The sequence below is a fragment of the Mucilaginibacter sp. genome (assembly GCF_965277465.1).
Classification (GTDB): domain Bacteria; phylum Bacteroidota; class Bacteroidia; order Sphingobacteriales; family Sphingobacteriaceae; genus Mucilaginibacter.
This window is the reverse complement of record NZ_CBDICW010000002.1, coordinates 2,055,562-2,073,920: the sequence shown is the minus strand read 5'-3', so window position 1 is coordinate 2,073,920 and position 18,359 is coordinate 2,055,562. Positions and strand designations below refer to the sequence as shown.

Annotated in this window: 14 protein-coding genes; 10 read left to right on the top strand and 4 right to left on the bottom strand. The window is 40.1% G+C overall.

Features of this window, described 5'->3' with window-relative positions; genetic code table 11:
- The first annotated feature begins 11 nt into the window (after positions 1-11).
- Complete coding sequence (locus ACQY4U_RS21405; protein WP_428331502.1) at positions 12-935, top strand: helix-turn-helix domain-containing protein; 924 nt, start codon at positions 12-14, stop codon at positions 933-935.
- 203 nt (positions 936-1,138) lie between these two features.
- Here the strand turns inward: ACQY4U_RS21405 and ACQY4U_RS21400 are convergent, their stop codons facing one another.
- Positions 1,139-1,906 (bottom strand): GLPGLI family protein, encoded by a 768-nt coding sequence (locus ACQY4U_RS21400; protein ID WP_428331501.1) that lies wholly within the window; start codon positions 1,904-1,906, stop codon positions 1,139-1,141.
- 4 nt (positions 1,907-1,910) lie between these two features.
- Positions 1,911-4,706 carry an outer membrane beta-barrel protein gene (locus ACQY4U_RS21395; protein WP_428331500.1) on the bottom strand — a complete coding sequence of 932 codons (2,796 nt, stop codon included), beginning with the start codon at positions 4,704-4,706 and terminating at the stop codon, positions 1,911-1,913.
- 346 nt (positions 4,707-5,052) lie between these two features.
- Here ACQY4U_RS21395 and ACQY4U_RS21390 point away from each other — a divergent pair, with 346 nt between their 5' ends.
- Complete coding sequence (locus ACQY4U_RS21390; RefSeq protein WP_428331499.1) at positions 5,053-5,193, top strand: hypothetical protein; 141 nt, start codon at positions 5,053-5,055, stop codon at positions 5,191-5,193.
- A gap of 109 nt (positions 5,194-5,302) precedes the next feature.
- On the opposite strand, the gene ACQY4U_RS21385 is transcribed toward ACQY4U_RS21390, so the two are convergent.
- Positions 5,303-5,779: a rhodanese-like domain-containing protein gene (locus ACQY4U_RS21385; RefSeq protein ID WP_428331498.1), complete on the bottom strand. Its 477-nt coding sequence runs from the start codon at positions 5,777-5,779 to the stop codon at positions 5,303-5,305.
- Between the two features lie 306 nt (positions 5,780-6,085).
- Positions 6,086-6,454: a response regulator gene (locus ACQY4U_RS21380; protein WP_428331497.1), complete on the bottom strand. Its 369-nt coding sequence runs from the start codon at positions 6,452-6,454 to the stop codon at positions 6,086-6,088.
- Between the two features lie 304 nt (positions 6,455-6,758).
- Between ACQY4U_RS21380 and ACQY4U_RS21375 the strand changes: the two genes are divergently transcribed.
- From ACQY4U_RS21375 to ACQY4U_RS21340, 8 genes are all read left to right on the top strand, one after another.
- A complete protein-coding gene (locus ACQY4U_RS21375; protein ID WP_428331496.1) occupies positions 6,759-9,500 on the top strand; it encodes a PAS domain-containing protein in 2,742 nt (913 codons plus the stop codon).
- Positions 9,501-9,623: 123 nt separating this feature from the next.
- Positions 9,624-12,644 carry a glycosyl hydrolase gene (locus ACQY4U_RS21370; protein ID WP_428331495.1) on the top strand — a complete coding sequence of 1,007 codons (3,021 nt, stop codon included), beginning with the start codon at positions 9,624-9,626 and terminating at the stop codon, positions 12,642-12,644.
- A gap of 17 nt (positions 12,645-12,661) precedes the next feature.
- A complete protein-coding gene (locus tag ACQY4U_RS21365; RefSeq protein WP_428331494.1) occupies positions 12,662-14,107 on the top strand; it encodes an arabinose isomerase in 1,446 nt (481 codons plus the stop codon).
- 199 nt (positions 14,108-14,306) lie between these two features.
- Complete coding sequence (locus ACQY4U_RS21360; protein ID WP_428331493.1) at positions 14,307-15,632, top strand: paraquat-inducible protein A; 1,326 nt, start codon at positions 14,307-14,309, stop codon at positions 15,630-15,632.
- A 46-nt stretch (positions 15,633-15,678) separates the two neighbouring features.
- Complete coding sequence (locus tag ACQY4U_RS21355) at positions 15,679-16,998, top strand: paraquat-inducible protein A (RefSeq protein WP_428331492.1); 1,320 nt, start codon at positions 15,679-15,681, stop codon at positions 16,996-16,998.
- Between the two features lie 58 nt (positions 16,999-17,056).
- On the top strand, positions 17,057-17,689 hold the full coding sequence (locus ACQY4U_RS21350; RefSeq protein WP_428331491.1) for a hypothetical protein: 633 nt from the start codon (positions 17,057-17,059) through the stop codon (positions 17,687-17,689).
- The gene (locus ACQY4U_RS21345; RefSeq protein ID WP_428331490.1) at positions 17,673-17,846 is read left to right on the top strand and encodes a hypothetical protein; all 174 of its coding nucleotides are present in this window, start codon (positions 17,673-17,675) and stop codon (positions 17,844-17,846) included. Before ACQY4U_RS21350 ends, ACQY4U_RS21345 begins: the two co-directional genes overlap by 17 nt.
- Positions 17,847-17,877: 31 nt before the next feature.
- Positions 17,878-18,237, top strand: a complete 360-nt coding sequence (locus ACQY4U_RS21340) for a hypothetical protein (RefSeq protein WP_428331489.1) — start codon at positions 17,878-17,880, stop codon at positions 18,235-18,237.
- Positions 18,238-18,359: the final 122 nt, after the last annotated feature.

Below are 18,359 nucleotides of genomic sequence, written 5' to 3'. Positions count from 1 at the left end.
TTTAGATAACAATGAATAGTAACCAGCTTTTCCATTTTCATACCATCAATGAATATCACCGGGTTGCGGGCCTGCCCAGCCCAGCACACCCGCTGATAAGCCTGGTGAGGATGGAGGACCTGAACAGGCCAGTGGCCGAAGAATCGTTCAGCCTGATCTATGATTTCTATTCCATCTCCATGAAAAGGGTGAAGAGTGCTAAGTTCAAATATGGCCAGCAAGCGAGCGATTTTGATGAAGGCGTACTGTTTTTTATCTCGCCCGGACAGGTCTTTGGGATGGAAATTGAGAAGGGTGTTGTGATTGAACGACCTGAAGGATGGATGCTTTTGGTTCATCCCGATTTTTTATGGGGCACACCGCTTGCTAAAAGTATCAAACAATACGAGTACTTTGGTTATTCGGTTAACGAGGCACTTTATTTATCGGAAAAGGAAGAAACGATGCTGAACACCATCGTGCAAAATATAGAGCAGGAGTATCATGCCAATATTGACCGTTTCAGCCAAAGCGTGATCATTGCCCAACTGGAACTTTTACTGACCTATTCTGAAAGGTTTTACCAGAGACAGTTCATCACCCGAAAGATTGCCAGTCATGAAATTCTCATCAAACTGGAAGATTTCCTCACCAATTATTTCAACAGTGGAGCGCTTTCTCAAAAAGGACTACCCAGTGTAACTTACATTGCCGAAACCTTAAATATTTCACCAGGCTATCTCAGCGGGCTGCTTAAATCGCTCACCGGGCAAAATACCCAGCAGCATTTGCACAACAAATTAATAGAAATGGCTAAGGAAAAACTCTCAACCACCAATCTCTCCGTTAGCGAGATTGCCTATGAGTTGGGTTTCGAACACCTGCAATCTTTCAGTAAGCTTTTCAAAACCAAAACAAGTTTTTCGCCAATGGAGTTCAGGCACTCGTTTAATTAAACCGACAAATATCATTTCCGATCAAATTACGATGGTTTTATTTGATCCAAGCGCTTCTACGTGAAACTTGGTTTGATTTTTATCCTATAGAAACAGTGCAGGTTGAATAAATTAATCATAAAGTCTGATGCGTATTAAATCTTGCCTTTCCAATTAAAAGAATGTTCGAAAGCTAATTGAGCAGTATAATAAAACCCAATTACCTATAACGAAAACGTTTTATAATACATTGGCGCCTCGTCGCCCCAATTTTTAAAGGTGGCTTTCAGTGCAGTTATAAAGCTTTTGGAATCAACCGGCTTACCTTTTTTGGGTGGAGCTATTGTGTTAGGTTCTATGCCCGTTACAGTTACTTTAGTGGCAAACCAGGTCATGTTTTCATGCGGCAGGGCTACACCTAATATCATCCCCGGCAAACCGCTGAATGATTCGGGGCCACCAGGAACCGGTATTTCGGTAGTGTAAAAGGCCACAACGTAAATGGAATCCATCACAATGGCATTAGCCCGCCTGCAGGTGTAGCCAGCAATATCACGGGTTTCGTCGGTGATTTTCCACTTTATTTTGCGGGTACTATCCTTCATTAAAAATGTGGCATCGAAAACTTTTTTTTGAGCTACAGACATACCCGTACTCAAATCTTCAAAAATGGTGTTGTTTTGGGTGATCACAGGGTTGCTGCTGAAAAAATTCGGAGCCGAATCGTCTTCAAGTGGTGTAAACAAAGATTTATTATCTGCAAAAGAAAGCGTGCTTTTTAAAGTTTTAAACTGCGGGTTTGCTTTTTTGTAGGCATCTAACGCTGGGGTTAAAAAAGCTTCGTTGTCCTTATTAATGGCCTTGCTAATAAGGGTGTATACATTTAATTTTTTCTCAAACTCTATAGTACCTGATTTTGCAAAATGCGCATGCTGGGCAAATACATTTATGCTTAATAACAAGGCGATTAACAGTATTAATATATTTTTCATGTCGTTATTTTTTAGGAGATCCTCCGGCCATTTTAGTGAAATCGTACGATAGGGTGAACATAAAATATCTTTTAATAGTGGTGTAATTGTTTTGTACAATGGTGCTTGCTGTAGCCGTGCGGCTAAAGCCCACATTTTGGTTCAGCAGATCATTGCCCCAAAGTTCCAATTTTAAGTTATCGCTTTTCAAAAAGGTTTTTGCTATGAACCCATTCAGGTTAACCTTGCTCAGGGTGTTATTAAATGATTCGGTTTTGCCATCAAATTCATAGTCACTATACGAGCCAATCTGGAATTTGCCGGGCAGGTAAATGGTAAAATTTCCATCTGCTTTAAAGCCGGTTCCGTTATTATTAATATTGGGTTGTAACGACGATTGGCTGATAGTAAACGTAGGCCCGAAGCGAAAGCCGTAGTCAAATTTCTTCGCTTTGTATTCGTTAATTACTATGCCGGGGTTAAAAGTATAGCTTTCGGTTTTATTGAGTTGATCGTTAATCAGGTTATAGTAGGTATTACCGTTAGCGTTAAAAGTGAGGCCTATGTTTACATCCAGCTTATTCAATTTCTTTGTTAAATCACCACCAAAAAAGGTACGCACGGTTTCCCGCCCGGGAAGATTGAGGTATTTGCTGATACTTTTGCCCGATACCGGATCAGTAGTAACATCTGTTACTATAGGATTGCCGGTAATGGAATAACTACCATAAAAGCCTGTAAACTGATCCGACACTACTTTGTAATTTCGATAATTTATAAAAAAGGTGTTGGTAAACGATGGTTTTAAATTGGGGTTGCCCAGTATAATATTTAACGGATCGGTATTAAGGCGCAGCGGTTGTATTTGATCCAACGTGGGCTGTGTAGTATTACCGTTATAATTTATTATAAACACCCCTTGTTGTGCAAAATGGTATTGGTAGCTTGCCTGCGGTCCCCAGTTTATAAAACGCCTGTCGAGAATATTTCCGGTAACTTCATCAACCTGATGAAATTTAACATCGCTTATTCTTGTACCAAAAGTTAAATTATGCTTGCCCTTTTTATAATTGAATATGGCACCAGCCTGATTAGCAAATTCATTGAGCCTATAGTTGCTGCTTAATGAATCGACCAGCACATTGTAGGTACCCGGCGATGATTGGTTGAACGATTGCCTATCGGCACTGCTGTTATTTACGTTGATGCCGAAATTTACAATTACCGCAAATGTTTTTGATAGTGGCTCAGACCACGCAACGTTTGCAGTAACCGTGTTATTTATCAGATTGGCTATTTTGCGCTGATTGATTAGCTGTGCGCTATCCTGATTACCCTTTGTGTTGTAAAAACTAATATCAGAATTTAAAAAGCCTTTGGCTTTACTCTCGCTGTATCCTTCGGTTAATGTGGCTGATAAGGTGCGCCCTTTCTTTCTAAACTTTTTGGTATAAAATGCGCTGGCATTAAGTGCTTTTTGATCAATAGTATTTAATACGCTGCGCGTACTTTTATTTATTAATGTATCATTATTTAATTCTGTTGATGTGTAGGTATCGTTGGTAGTGCTGTGGCGCTGGGTACCATCAATAGCTAATTTTAGGTTGGATGTTGTATCAAGCTTTACCTGGTAGGTAGCATCAAGCTTTTGCCTGAACATGTATTTATGAAATTCCTGCCCCGAAGTGCTGTTTAAAATATCGCCGGGTAAGTTATTTTGTGTTTGACTATTGTTTACGCCGTCAATATTTAATGATCCGACCTTGTAGTTTGAGTTAATTGACTCTTTATCACTGTTCCATTTATTTTCGTAATGCATACCGCCGTTGCGTGCGGTAGGAATGCCCTGCCCGTTATACCGGCCATCAAACTGATCCAAATCATCTGCCTGTTGCAGGCTAATCATTATTCCCCCGTCATCGCCAAATTGCAAATCCTGACCCGAACCGTATTTTTGGTTATCTTCAAAACCCAAACCAACTCTGCTGTTATTACCAGCTGTACCATAAACAGAAAATTTTTGCTTGTTGCTAAAAGTATTGAATATGCCCTGTGCCTGGTAATAGCCGCCTGGCCCATCGCCTGCATCGGCTTTACCAAACATGCCGTTCTTTTTATCGCTTTTCAACTTTACGTTGATGGTTTTAGTTTTTTTGCCGTCGTCAATCCCTGTAAAGGCTGCCTGATCACTTTTTTTATCGTATAGCTGTACCTTATCAACCATATCTGCACGTATATTTTTAGTTACCAGCGTTGGGTCGTCACCAAAAAACTCTTCGCCATCAACCAGTACCTTACTCACCGTTTCGCCTTGCGCAGTGATTTTGCCGTCTTTGTCTACCTGTATGCCGGGCAACTGCCGCAGTAAATCTTCAACCTTGGCGTTGGGTTGTACGGTATAGGCGGCGGCATTAAACTCTGTAGTATCGCCTTTTACCTTGATGGCAACAGCAGTGCCTTTTACTATAACTTCTTTTAACAAGCGCTCTTTAAGCTGCATGTTGATATGGCCAAAGTTGTAGATTTGATGCAGTGAATCTAAACTAAAACGCTCCACGTAATCGGCATATTTCGGGTACGATACCAAGAGGATAAATTTGCCTTTATGCAAGCCTTTTATAGAGAAAGCGCCATCGCCTGTTGCGTAGGTAAAACTCACCAGGGTCGAATCCTTCGCATTGAGGACCGCTATTGAGGTGTTGTCAAGCTTCGCCATTTCCACACTATCAGCAACTACACCTTTAACGCTAAAATTGCTTTGAGCCCAAAGAGTTAAGGGACTAAAAAAGACAAATAGAAGGAGTCGGTTTATTAATTTCATAAGAGGTTAAGGAAGCCACAATATAATAACTAAATCTTTAGTAACAAAATAGTCAAATTGTTAAATTGCGTTAAATTTTTATCATGAAGCGATATGGTTTGAAAGTAGAAGTCTTTGAGATTTTTAAAATCTCAACATGGTTAGTGTTTTTGATGTACTAATGTTATTGATATAATCATGGTACATTACGACCAATAACTACACCAGTGTGCTTATTAATGGGTGTATTGGAACAAGATATGTAGGGAAAAACAGACAGCAATGCACCTAAAATATCATAATAAATAGTGCAGGAGTATTTGGCATTATATTTAGTGATAAATAGTAAACCACTAACAAATTGACCATGAAAACAACAGCAACAAAAACCACCACACTGTTAAAATCCATTGATCAACAATTAAAAACGATTTTGGAAAAAGATATTCGCAACATTAAAGATCCAAATATTAAAAACGCTGTTTTTTTACAGCTTATAGCAGCCTAAAAATTTATTAAATCATAAGTGTCTGCTAATCTTGAGCAGGGGTTTCCCTGTGCTTTGATACGGTAGAAGAATGCTCAAGAATGGAAATCAATTAGACTGGTTAGTCTGATTATTTTTCTGCCAATGGATAACCTTTGGCAACCCAATTGGTTTGCAAGTTAACTGGCAGATCTAATAACTTAATTTGAGTGAACCCCAATTTTTTTAGTTCAATGTAAGCAGGCCTTATATTGGGGCATTTAGTAAATGGGCAGCATCCACAATAAATTACGATGACCGTGCTTTTAGGTAGTGCGGCAACCGTATTTTTAAGCAAGTTCATATTTTTATCTGTGCTTACCGCACCAATGTGTTTAGCACCCTTAATATCTTCAACCGCGCCGATATTTAAAATTACAGGCCAGTTGGCAAAAGTTTCTTTTAAGGTGGCTGCTAAAACCGAAGGTTGCACTAATTCACTTTCCATCCAGGGATAGTTTGTCAATAATGCCGGCGCTGCTACAGGAGATGTCTGTGCCATTGTTCCAGCAGAGCATAATCCCATAATTAAAACCGCGCAAATGGTTATCCATATTTTATTTTTCATTTAGTGATAATTATAAAGCTTTGTACGCGTGCAAATATCAATATATCTATAATATAATTTTAAAATTTCGTTGGATGATATTATACCTACAAAACTTCCGGATAGTTGCATAAAGGGGGTATTCTTAAATATTCACCTGATAATAAACTGAACGGTTGTTCCTGTTATCATCATTTCGGTAAGCCGTGAACGAAGCAAATTGCTGCTAAAGCTTTTGCGAGTGATTTTATGGCCAAGCCATTCGGTCTTGATCGGCTGATTGAAAAAATCACACAATATTTGAACCGAATATAAATTAAGCTTTAATTATATTAAACAAGAGTTAATTACCGATATCAATTGATCCAGATCGAAGGGTTTGGATATATAGCTATCGGCACCTGCCTTTTCGGCAATTGCCTTAATATCATTATTTGCTGAAAAGTAAATGACAGGGATTTTTTGAAGCGTGTTTGATTTTTTTAATTGCTGCGTGGCAACAACCCCACCTTGGTCAGGTATCCAGTTATCCATTAAGATTACATGAGGGTTGATCTGCTCCACTTTGCTGACGATGTCTTTACAATTTGTGGAGGTATGTACTGTAAAGCCGTTTTCTTCTAAAATATAAGAACAGATTGAAAGAATGTCTTCATCATCATCAAAGATCAAAACAATTTTATCATTAAATTTCATCAAAAAATATAGTGTTTCTATTTAAGCTGTTTATTTATTATAGCTTAACCCAATAAGCTGCAAATTTACAGTGCTTGTATGAAATGTTCGTGAAATTATTTTAAAGGCTAAAACTGCCTTGATCTTTCCTGATAACTGGCCATCATTAAGGTTTTTGCTGCTAATTTATGGACACGCCACTATACCAACCGTTGATATAAATCGCGATAGAAGCTTGAAATTGGCGCTATAATTCTCTTCTATGGCATGATTTGTGTTTTGGTAGGGCCTTTCTATATTTGCTACATTAACTTGAAAATATTCAATGAAATCGCAACCGCACCGGTTTACCAATGAAAAATTAATAGAGATATTGTCACTATCTCAAAATGCGACCGCCATTTACACCGGTGAGGAGATCACTATTCAAACTGCAAATAATGTGATGCTTGGCTTTTGGGGTAAAGATCAGAGCGTAATAGGTAAACCATTGGCAGAGGCTGTACCCGAACTGATTGGGCAGCCATTTCTGGATCTGCTTAAACAAGTTTGGTTAACCGGTATTACTTACGAAGCTAAAGATGCAGCAGCTATATTAATGGTGAATGGCGAATTACAAACGTTTTATTTTGATTTTATATACCGTGCTATAAAAAATGCAGCCGGCGAGTTGGATTGTATATTACATACAGCCACAGATGTTACTGAATTAAACCTTGGCCGTAACCTTATAAAGCATGCTAAAGAGCAGCAGGATTCGCTGAGACGAGAACAATTGCTGAACGAAGAGCTTGGCGCTACCAACGAAGAATTAAGTGCCTCTAATGAAGAGCTGGCATCGGCATTGGAAGAACTAAGCGTAACTAACGAGGAATTGCTGCAAACTAAGGAAAGCCTGCTACTATTAAATAATCAACTTGAAACCCGTGTAGCGGATCGCACAAAAACAGTGGCCGACCTGTACCAGGAAGTTGGCGCTATGAACGAGGAGTTAAGGGCTGCCAACGAGGAGCTGGCATCTACAAATGAAGAACTGATCACCACTAATGAAGAGTTATCGATAAGCCGGGAAAGTCTTGAACAATTGGTGATTGAACTGGCAGATAGTGAAAATAAAACCAGAAATATAATACAGGCAGCGCCATTCCCGATTGGGGTTTATACCGGGCGCGAAATGAGGATCGCCTTCGCCAACAAAGCCATTATGGATGTTTGGGGAAAGGGCGACGAAGTGGTTGGTCAACTGTATGCAGAAATTTTACCGGAGCTTGATAACCAGGAAGTGTTTAAACAGCTGGATGAGGTTTTTACTACTGGAAAACCATTCAGTGCCAGAAACCAGCGGATAGACCTGGTTGTAAATGGCGAAATGACAACGTTTTATTTTAATTATGATTTTACAGCCTTAACCAATGAGGCCGGCGAGGTTTATGGCGTAATGAATACCGCGGCAGATGTGACGGATGTAATATTAGCCAAGCAACAGTTGGAAACCGCAGCCCATGAATTGGCCGTATTAAATGAAGAGCTTGGCGCCGTTAACGAAGAATTGATCGCATCAAATGAGGAAATAAGCGCAACTAACGAGGAACTGACCCAAACACAGGAAAATCTTAATATTAAAGTGGCCGCTTTGGCACAAAGCGAGCTACGTTTCCGCGAGCTTATTGAACAAAGTCCTGTTGCTATGCAGGTTTTCAGAGGCCCGGATATGACCTTTGAGATAGTTAATGAAGCCATGCTGGAGTTTTTAGGAAAACCGGCCAGTATTATAGGCAAAACATTATTTGAGGGAGTGCCGGAAATTGTTGGCCAGCCCATTGTTGAGTTACTTTACCAGGTATACCATACAGGCGAGGCCATGGAAATAAAAGGCATCCAGGTGGTGCTGCATCGCAACGGAGGTGACGAGATTGGCTATTATAATGTGAGTTACCGTGCGTTGTATGATGATAACCGGATTACCGGGGTTTTGGGTATAGCCATAGATGTAACTACGCAGGTAACAGCGATACATGCATTGCAGGACAGCGAGCAAAAACTAAATATTGCAATAGAGGCCGGCAATATGGGAACCTGGAGTATTAATCCAACTACATTAAAAATCACGATGTCAGATTTTGTGAAAAACATGATCGGACTACCACTTGATCGGGACCCCCAAATGGAAGAAGTAATAAGGGCCATTAAGCCGGAATATCACCAGTCTTTACAAAAATCGCTGATGAATGCCATTGAAAATGGATTACCCAGCGATAACGAATATGAGATCACTAACCTTATTAATGGTGAAGAACGTTGGGTAAAGGCTACCGGTAAGGTTTTAATGGACACCAGCGGTAATGCCAGCGAATATACCGGGATGTTTATGGATATTACCGAACGTAAATTAGACGAACTTCGCAAAAATGATTTTATCGGTATGGTAAGTCATGAACTAAAAACACCGCTAACATCGCTCACCGCTTATATACAAATGTTACAGACTAAAGCCAGAAAAGAAGAGGACAGCTTTATATCCGGCGCATTAGATAAGGCCAACAAGCAGGTGAAGAAAATGACGACCATGATCAATGGGTTTCTAAATGTATCCCGGCTGGAATCAGGAAAAATTCATATCGATAGCCAGCGGTTTGATATGGCATCACTCGTTAAGGAAGTAGAGGAAGAAACTGTTGTTACGGTTACAAGCCATCAGGTAATTTTTGCGCCCGTTCAAGAAACCTTTGTAAATGCTGATCGTGATAAGATTGGCCAGGTTTTCAATAATTTCATCAGTAACGCGGTTAAGTATTCTCCGCTTGGTACAACAATTAACGTAGCTTGTATAAATGTGGGGAATTCAGTCCAGGTATCTGTAAAGGATGAGGGTCGGGGTATCAGACCTGAGGATCAGCAAAAACTATTTGAACGCTATTACCGCGTTAAAGATCAGCCAACTACTATCTCCGGTTTTGGTATTGGCCTATATGTATGTGCCGAAGTAATACACCGCCATAATGGTAAAATTTGGGTGGAAAGTACACCGGGAAAAGGCTCCACGTTTTATTTCACATTACCGGTATAATTAATATCGCTTACTTAACTTAGCATTTATTAAAATTCAATAACCAGCTGATCATAAAATTTATTAGCCTGATTTTTCAATTTTATTCAATTGATATTTTAAACGGTCTTTTCTAAAATCAATATGTTAATAAGCAGGCCACTGGTTCGATTGCTTTTTTTTTGCTTTGCGTGCCTCTCTTCAAGTTTGTGCTGTGCTCAAATCAGTAAAATAAAAGCAGGTTTTTTAAACCCGCCTAATAATGCCAAACCTGGTGTTTACTGGTATTTTATGGATGGCAACATAACAAAGGCATCCATGACGAAAGATCTTGAATCGATGAGAAAGGCGGGGATTGGGAATGTTATATTTTTAGAGGTAAATGTAGGGGTACCAGTTGGGTCGGTTAATTTTTTAAGTAAGCAATGGCAGGATATGTTTACCTATGCCGTGCGCGAAAGCGAAAGGCTCGGTATTGAAATAACTTTAGGTATTGGCCCGGGATGGACGGGCAGTGGTGGCCCTTGGGTGCCTGCCAGCCAATCCATGCAGCATTTGGTTTCCACTTCTATAACAGTGACTGGCGGACAATCAGAAAAAATAAAGTTACCCTTACCTTTGGCCAAAAGACCATTTTTTGGCGAAGATGTTTTTACCCCCGAACTAAAAAAGCAATCAGATGATTTTTATGAAGATGTTGCCGTGCTGGCTTATCCAAGCCCATCAACAGAAAAAAAGATAGCCGATATTGACGAAAAGGCCCTTTACTACCGCGCACCATATTCATCGCAAAAAGGGGTTAAACAATTTTTACCCTACATATACCAATATGCCCCTGTTCTAAAAGATGAGGTTATTGATAAAGCAAAGATCATTGACCTAACTGAAAAGCTGCTTAAGGATGGTACGCTGAACTGGACTGTACCAACAGGCAACTGGACGATTATGCGTTTTGTGAGCCGCAGTAACGGAGCAATAACCCGCCCTGCACCTAGAACAGGTTTGGGGTTTGAATCAGATAAGTTTGATACCCTTGCACTTAATGCGCACCTGAATAATTATGTGGGTAACCTTTTAAAAAATATAGGTAAACCTAGCCCTAAATTACAGGGTGGTTTAAAAAGATTGCACATGGATAGCTGGGAAATGGGCTCTCAAAACTGGACGGGCCGTTTCCGCCAGGAGTTTATGAAAAGACGAGGGTATGATCCTTTGCCATTTTACCCGGTTTATGCAGGCAATATTGTTGAAAGCCCGGAAATTAGTGAACGGTTTTTATGGGATCTTCGGCAAACATCACAGCAACTGATTATAGAATATCATGCAGAGCAGGTAAAAAAGTTTGCACATAAGAACGGATTGAGCCTGTCAATTGAACCCTATGACATGAACCCAACTGCCGATCTTGAACTTGGAGCAGTAGCCGACCTGGCCATGAGCGAGTTTTGGAGCAAAGGCTATGGCTATAATTCAACATTTAGCTGTGTTGAGGCAACTTCTATTGCGCACATTAACGGGCAGGCAACGGTTCCTTCAGAAGCTTTTACAGCACAAAATGACGAAAGCTGGAAACAATATCCCGGCTCCATGAAAAACCAAGGGGATTGGGCATTTGCTATGGGGATTAACCGTTTTGTTTATCATACTTTTCAAAATCAAATGCTGCCTGACTCCCTGCGCCCAGGAATGACAATGGGGCCTTACGGCGTGCATTGGGACAGGAACCAAACCTGGTGGCCAATGGTTGGTGATTATCATCATTACATTGCAAGCAGCCAGTTTGTTTTACAGCAGGGTAGGACCGTTGCTGATATACTATACTTAACACCCGAAGGCTCGCCACATGTATTCAGGCCGCCGTCCACGGCATTAGCGGGCGATATTTTTCTGCCTGATAAAAAAGGCTATAATTTTGATGGCTGTTCGCCCGGTCAGCTTTATAAAGCAACCGTGAAAAACGGAAATATCGTTTTCCCCAGTGGCGCAAGCTACCGGATAATGGTGCTGCCAGCCGTAAAAACTATGACACCTGCTTTACTTCAAAAAATTCAGTCGCTGATAAAGGCAGGTGCTGTTGTGGTTGGGGCGCCGCCGGTTCAATCACCCGGGCTTTCAGGTTATCCTGCGTGTGATGCACAGATAAAATCAATTGCACAAGCTGTTTGGGGTGGTATGGAGAGTCCTGAAAAGCAAACTATACATACCTACGGAAAAGGTAAGGTGATATGGGGCGGCGAACTTGATCAGCAAATTAATGACCTGTATCCGGAATATGACCTAACGGCTAAACTTTTAAGGGATATGGGGGTTGAGCAGGATTTTACTGCCGATAAACCTATCCGGTATACCCATCGTACAGCTAAAGATTGGGATATTTACTTTGTATCTAACACAACAGATCGGGCATTAAAAACAAATGCAGTTTTTAGAAGTGTAAAAGGTGCGCCCATGCTTTGGGATGCCATAACAAATAAAATAAGACCATTGCCCCAATTTACTGCCGCGGCATCTCTCACAGCTATCCCTTTGCAGTTTGAACCTTACCAAAGTTATTTTATTGTGTTTGAAAAAACTGCCGGTAAAGTATCTTCCAGCACTAAAAACTTCCCTGCTCATCAAATATTAACCACATTAAAGGGCCCCTGGCAGGTGGCGTTTGATCCTAAATGGGGCGGACCTGCCCATATTATTTTTGATAAATTGACAGATTGGACCTTAAGACCAGAAGAGGGGATAAAATATTATTCAGGAACTGCGGTTTATCATAAAGCTTTTAATATTGATAAACCTTTTAATAAGCAGGAGAAGATATATCTTGACCTGGGCAATATAAAAAACATGGCAAGGGTTAAACTTAACGGCAAAGACCTGGGTGTAATTTGGACAGCGCCATATAAAGTTGAAATTACAGGTATAGCCCTGGCAAAAGGGAATAAACTGGAGATACAAGTAGTAAACTTATGGCCAAACCGACTTATAGGTGATAGTAAATTACCTGACGACGGTATAAAAGACGATAAGTGGCCGGATTGGCTAACCAAAGGCTTGCCGCGCACCAGCAAACGGTATACGTTTACTTCTTACAGCCCTTACACCATAAATTCGCCGTTGTATTCATCCGGGCTTATTGGGCCGGTTACTGTTCAAATAAATACCAGCAAATAATAATATACATATAAAAAATGACAGCTAAGCAAACCTCAGTACCTGCACTTAAAGTTGGCCTTTTTGGCATCGGCCTGCAAGCTTATTGGGAACAATTTGACGGATTGGAGCAACGTTTAACCGTTTATATTGATATTGTTTGTAACAGGATGGAAGGCTTTGGTGCCGGCGTTATTAACTTAGGTATGATTGATACTCCCGAAAAAGCCTTTGAGGCAGGCAGCCGTTTCCGGCGCGAGGAAGTAGATATTATTTTTTTATATGTTACTACTTATGCGCTGTCATCCACCGTATTACCGGTAGTTAAAAAAGCTAAAGTGCCGGTAATTGTATTAAATCTATCTCCCGAAGCTGCTATTGATTATGCCTCGTTCAATAAAATGAAAAATAGAACGGCCATGACCGGCGAGTGGCTGGCCCACTGTTCCGCTTGCCCCGTACCGGAAATTGCCAATGTTTTTAAACGGTCAAATATTCCGTTTTACCAGGTTACTGGAATGCTAAATAACGACCCGGCAGTTTGGCAACAGGTAGAAGAGTGGATCTCGGCTGCTAAAGTTGCAAATGTTATGTACCATAACAGACTTGGGTTAATGGGTAACTATTATAGCGGGATGCTTGATATTTACTCGAACTTAACCCTGCATTGTGCCGTATTTGGCGGGCATTTTGAAATAATTGAAGTTGATGAGTTATCTTGTTTGCGGAACGACGTATCGGCCATTGAAATTGAAGAAAAGTTAAAAATATTTGATGACTATTTTGAAGTGCAGGATGATTGTGCTGCCGATGAGTTAAAACGTGCAGCTTCAACAGCTTTAGCCCTTGATAAACTGGTTGAAAAACACCAGCTGGGCTCATTTGCTTATTACCATAAGGGAACAGGTAATTTAATAAATGAAGATACCATGAGCTCTATTATTTTAGGTAATTCACTGCTAACCGGTAATGGTATCCCTGTTGCGGGCGAGTATGAAATAAAGAATGTGCAGGCCATGAAAATAATGGACAGCTTTGGTGCAGGAGGCTCCTTTACCGAGTATTATGCAATGGATTACAATAATGATGTGATATTAATGGGGCACGATGGCCCATGCCATCCGGCTATTGCTGAGGGGAAAATAAAAGTAAAACCATTGCAGGTTTATCATGGTAAAGTGGGCAGTGGCTTATCTGTAGAGATGTCTGTTAAACATGGTGATGTGACGCTGTTATCGGTAGTTGAAACGGTTGATGGTAAGCTGCTATTCTTAGTCGCCGAGGCGGAATCAGTTGCAGGGCCCATCCTTGAGATTGGTAATACCAACAGCCGTTATAAATTCCCAATAGGAGCAAGGGGCTTTGTTGAGGCCTGGAACTCGCACGGGCCAGCGCATCATTGCGCAGTTGGTAAAGGACATATCGCCTCAAAAATTAAAAAACTGGGTGAATTGTTAGGGGTTCAAACTATCCAGGTTTGTTAGAGTAGCATGTTAACCAATTTCTTAAATAAAAAATAATTACTGCCTCATATAAACTGTAGGAATGCGATGTTTCGTCTGTTCTTTAAGTAACTATGCTTTAAAATTTTCAATTTCAGGTATTAATATTACCAGCTTATTATTTTTTAAACATTTTATATTTTCTGGCGTTTAGTATTTCAAAATATTTAAGCGAACTAAATTGACCACTAAAAAGCAAACAGGAAATGTTAAGACTTCTTACCTTCCTAAAATATTATTGATCCTTGGTTTGGGTGTTTTACTTTGCGGTGAAGCTTATTTTGGTTACAGGCTGCATACGCTTTCAGATCAGCAAGAGCAACTCAAAGAGGATTACTCAAACGTTAATAACATTACTTTCGGGCTGTTTTCTGTAGAGCAGTGGCGCGATAAGGTTGCCGGTATTATTAACCACCAGGTTCGTCATTTTAAAATGACGCCTAAACAGAAAAAAGATTTACAGGTAGAAGTTCAGCAGATCATCCTTGCCCTGATTAATAAAGCCGAAGCACTGCTCAATAAAAAGCCAAAATCTTTAGGTGGTAAAATAAAAAAACTGGCCGTTAAAACTTTTGTAAATTCAGATAGTATCAAGGCAAAAGTTCCGGGCTTTGCTAAAATGATTATTGCCAAAATTGATAACCCGTCAAACAAAAGCAAGTTAAGCACAATGGCTTTGGGCAAATTTAACCAGGCGCAGCAAAGCGGTTACTTAGATAGCACCATCACCGCAAACGATTCTGTTTTGAATAAAATGTATGTTAAATACCATGTTTCTTCTCCTGATGAGTTAAATAATAAGCTCTCAACTTCGTTAGACAGTATCAGGACGGTAACTTATGATTATTCGTTTGGTATGCTTGGTTGCGTAATAGTTGTGCTACTGTTATGGTGGCTATTAAGGGCGCGGGTTGATTTGCATGCAACACTTTTTATAATGTCCTTATTGTTTGCCTTTATTTTACTTGCAGTGGGTTTAACCGCCTCCATGATCGAGGTTGACGCAAGGATCAAGTCGCTTGATTTTGTGCTGTTGGGCGAACATGTCGTTTTTAAAAACCAGGTGCTGTTTTTTCAAAGCAAAAGTATTTTGGATGTGGTAGAAGTATTGGTAAAGCAGCCTGCGGTTGATTCGATATTGGTAGGTGTTTTAATCCTTGTTTTTAGTATCCTGTTCCCGGTTATGAAACTAAGCTCTACCGGTATCCATTTATTGAGTAAACGGAAAATAGCCGAGAATAAATTCATCAAATACTTCGCGTTTCAGTCGGGCAAATGGAGCATGGCCGATGTGATTGTTATAGCCATACTGATGACCTATATAGGTCTGAACGGCTTATTAGAAACCCAGCTTGCCAGCCTGAATATTAAGAGTGATTTTTTAACCATTATTACCACTAACAATACGGCTTTACAGCCAGGGTATATCATATTTATCAGCTTTGTATTGTATGGACTTATTTTATCAACTATCCTTAAGTTCATCACACCGTATGATTCGCATTAGATCATAACAATCCATTGTTTAAATTAATTATCTAATTATAACCAAATTGACAACTCAACAAAAAAATCCGCAGGCTAAAAAATTTGGTTTGCCTCATATTATTCTTATTCTTGGCTTGAGTATATTGCTTTGCGGCGAAGCATATTTTGGCTATCGCCTGCAATCCCTTTCCAGCGAGCAGGAGCAGATCAAAGAAGATTATAGCATGTCTAATAATATCACGTTCGGTTTGTTTTCTGTAGATCAATGGAGGGATAAGATAACTGCCGTGGTAAATCGTCAGGTTGGTGATTTTAACCTTACCCGTGCGCAAAAAAAAGCTATGCAGGCGCAGGTAGAACAACAGCTTCACAGTTTGGTGAGTAAAACCGTTTCGGAAATTAATAAGCCGCAGAAAACACTGGGTGGTAAGTTAAAGAAACTGGCCTTTAATACCATGGTGAATGCTGATGAGATACAGGCACAGGTACCTGGTTTCGCAAAAACAATTGTCGATAAGGTTAGCAGCCCTGCAAGCCAAAAAAGATTAAAGGGCATTGCCACCAGCAAAATTGATCAGCTTGAAAAAGAAACGTATGATAATACCAGTGAAGCAAATGATGCTGTAACCAAGCACGAATATGATAAATATCATGTAACTGATCCTGATGGGTTTAACAAACAGATTAATGCAAAATTAGCTTCGATTCGTACGGTAACCTATAACTATGCGTATGCTATGCTTGGCTGTGTTGCCTTTGCCCTTGGTTTATGGCTGCTAATGAGAAAGTATGTGCACTTACATACTATTCTTTTTATTATGTCGCTGTTGTTTGCCTTTGTTTTGCTGGCAGTGGGTATATCTACTACCATAATAGAGGTTGATGCACGTATCCAGACATTGAATTTTATGCTTTTGGGGCAAAAGGTAGCTTTTGAGAACCAGGTATTATTTTTTCAGAGTAAAAGTATATGGGGAATAGTGGAGGAATTGGTAAAGCAATCAAAACCCGATGCAGTGGTAGTAGGCAGCCTTATTTTAGTTTTTGTTATTGTTTTACCTATTGTTAGGATGATTGCCAGGGGCATTCATATATTAAGCCCAACGAAAATTGCTGAGAGTAAAGTTGTTAAATATTTAGCCTTTGAATCGGGTAAGTGGGATATGGCTGATGTAATGGTGGTAGGTATTTTAATGACCTATATTGGCTTGAACGGTATATTAAAAAGTCAGCTGTCTAATTTAAATATTCATAACAGTTTCCTTACTACCACAACTGTTAATGATACATCGCTGCAACCCGGGTATTTCATATTTGTTGGTTATGTGATCTTTGCTTTTACATTGTCGTACATTTTAAAACGCATTACGCCACACAAGGCGTAATCTCATTGAAAATAACAGGTGTTAACAAACAAGGTGTCGCACCTTTCGTTTACTAACTATGGAAAAATGGGAAGAGCTATTACCTGCGCAGGAAACCGGCAGACAAACCGATTTTAAACATGAGGAAATATTTGAAAGTCCAAAGGCTGCCCACCTGGCTTTCAGAAAGGCGGCTGAACGTTTATTAAGCATTAATAACTGGCATATATATGCCGGGGCAGGATCAGCAAAGTTTACGTTGTGCAATAACCTGGGCGAGGAGCTTGATGGATTTGCCGCTGCAGGATTATATTTAAACATTGACTTGCCTGCTCCGGGTTCTGACGCGGGAGCAGGGTTGGAATGGGTAACCATTGAGCAGTTAATTACTGAAGGGAGTCATCAAACTGAAGATGAATATTTACTGATGACCATAAGGCCGGTTCCGGCTCCTAAACAGACCGAAGCTGAAATTGCGCACTTTTATAATGATTTATCAACTAATACATTGGTGGTTGTACGAAATGGGCTAAAGGTATATGCTGGTGCGCATGGCAGAAATGAAACACCCAATAATGAGGAAGTTGACTTGCATGACAAGATTAGAAATACCGTTATCGCGCTAATAGCACGGGTAGGCCTGTCAGGTCCGCAATGGAAAAAGTTAGTTAAAGGATTAATAACATACGAAACAGATGGGAAAGAAGCATGATACTTTTGAAGGCGAACAGCCCGAAATGCCGCTAAGGGAAGAACAAAAGGAAGTTGAACAACCGGAGGATCCCCAAATTAAGGAAATACCTGAGGAAGACCCGGAACATTTTCCGGATGAGATACCGCCCAATGAGCCCCCGCACATAAAGCAGTAAAACATTTTTATCTTAATTTACTTATTGAGGGATGATAACGGTAATAGGAATTTTTGAAGACCATAACCTGGCAGAGGATGCCAGCACTTATCTTTTAGGCAACGAGTTTGAAAGTGAGAACCTTGATATTCATGAGGTGGAGGAAACTGATGACGTAGCGAATTTTTTTAACCATCTTTTTCATGACAAGGCAGAAGCTGAAGCACATATTGCTGCGGCGCTTCATGCCACAATTATTACTATTCATGCCCTTTCTGTAAGGGAAGCACAGGAGGCTGTGGATGTATTGAATAATTATGGCGCAATTGATGTTTCAATACCGGGATCAAAACAAACGATCAGCCGGATAATAGAGCGTGTTGTTAGTCCTGCTACCAGGCTGCGCAGCTAATAAGGTATATTCGATCATTAGTGTGCATTAATTTATTTGTTTAGATAAGCTTCCTGAATACATCTATTGGTCGCAGCCTCTTCGTATTTTCAACAGCTAATTTTTGCTGAAAATTTTATGAA

Coding starts and splice junctions, on each gene's coding strand:
- ACQY4U_RS21405 (WP_428331502.1), top strand. CDS start 12: ATGAATAGTAACCAGCTTTTCCATTTTCATACCATCAATGAATATCAC.
- ACQY4U_RS21400 (WP_428331501.1), bottom strand. CDS start 1,906: ATGAAAAATATATTAATACTGTTAATCGCCTTGTTATTAAGCATAAAT.
- ACQY4U_RS21395 (WP_428331500.1), bottom strand. CDS start 4,706: ATGAAATTAATAAACCGACTCCTTCTATTTGTCTTTTTTAGTCCCTTA.
- ACQY4U_RS21390 (WP_428331499.1), top strand. CDS start 5,053: ATGAAAACAACAGCAACAAAAACCACCACACTGTTAAAATCCATTGAT.
- ACQY4U_RS21385 (WP_428331498.1), bottom strand. CDS start 5,779: ATGAAAAATAAAATATGGATAACCATTTGCGCGGTTTTAATTATGGGA.
- ACQY4U_RS21380 (WP_428331497.1), bottom strand. CDS start 6,454: ATGAAATTTAATGATAAAATTGTTTTGATCTTTGATGATGATGAAGAC.
- ACQY4U_RS21375 (WP_428331496.1), top strand. CDS start 6,759: ATGAAATCGCAACCGCACCGGTTTACCAATGAAAAATTAATAGAGATA.
- ACQY4U_RS21370 (WP_428331495.1), top strand. CDS start 9,624: ATGTTAATAAGCAGGCCACTGGTTCGATTGCTTTTTTTTTGCTTTGCG.
- ACQY4U_RS21365 (WP_428331494.1), top strand. CDS start 12,662: ATGACAGCTAAGCAAACCTCAGTACCTGCACTTAAAGTTGGCCTTTTT.
- ACQY4U_RS21350 (WP_428331491.1), top strand. CDS start 17,057: ATGGAAAAATGGGAAGAGCTATTACCTGCGCAGGAAACCGGCAGACAA.
- ACQY4U_RS21345 (WP_428331490.1), top strand. CDS start 17,673: ATGGGAAAGAAGCATGATACTTTTGAAGGCGAACAGCCCGAAATGCCG.
- ACQY4U_RS21340 (WP_428331489.1), top strand. CDS start 17,878: ATGATAACGGTAATAGGAATTTTTGAAGACCATAACCTGGCAGAGGAT.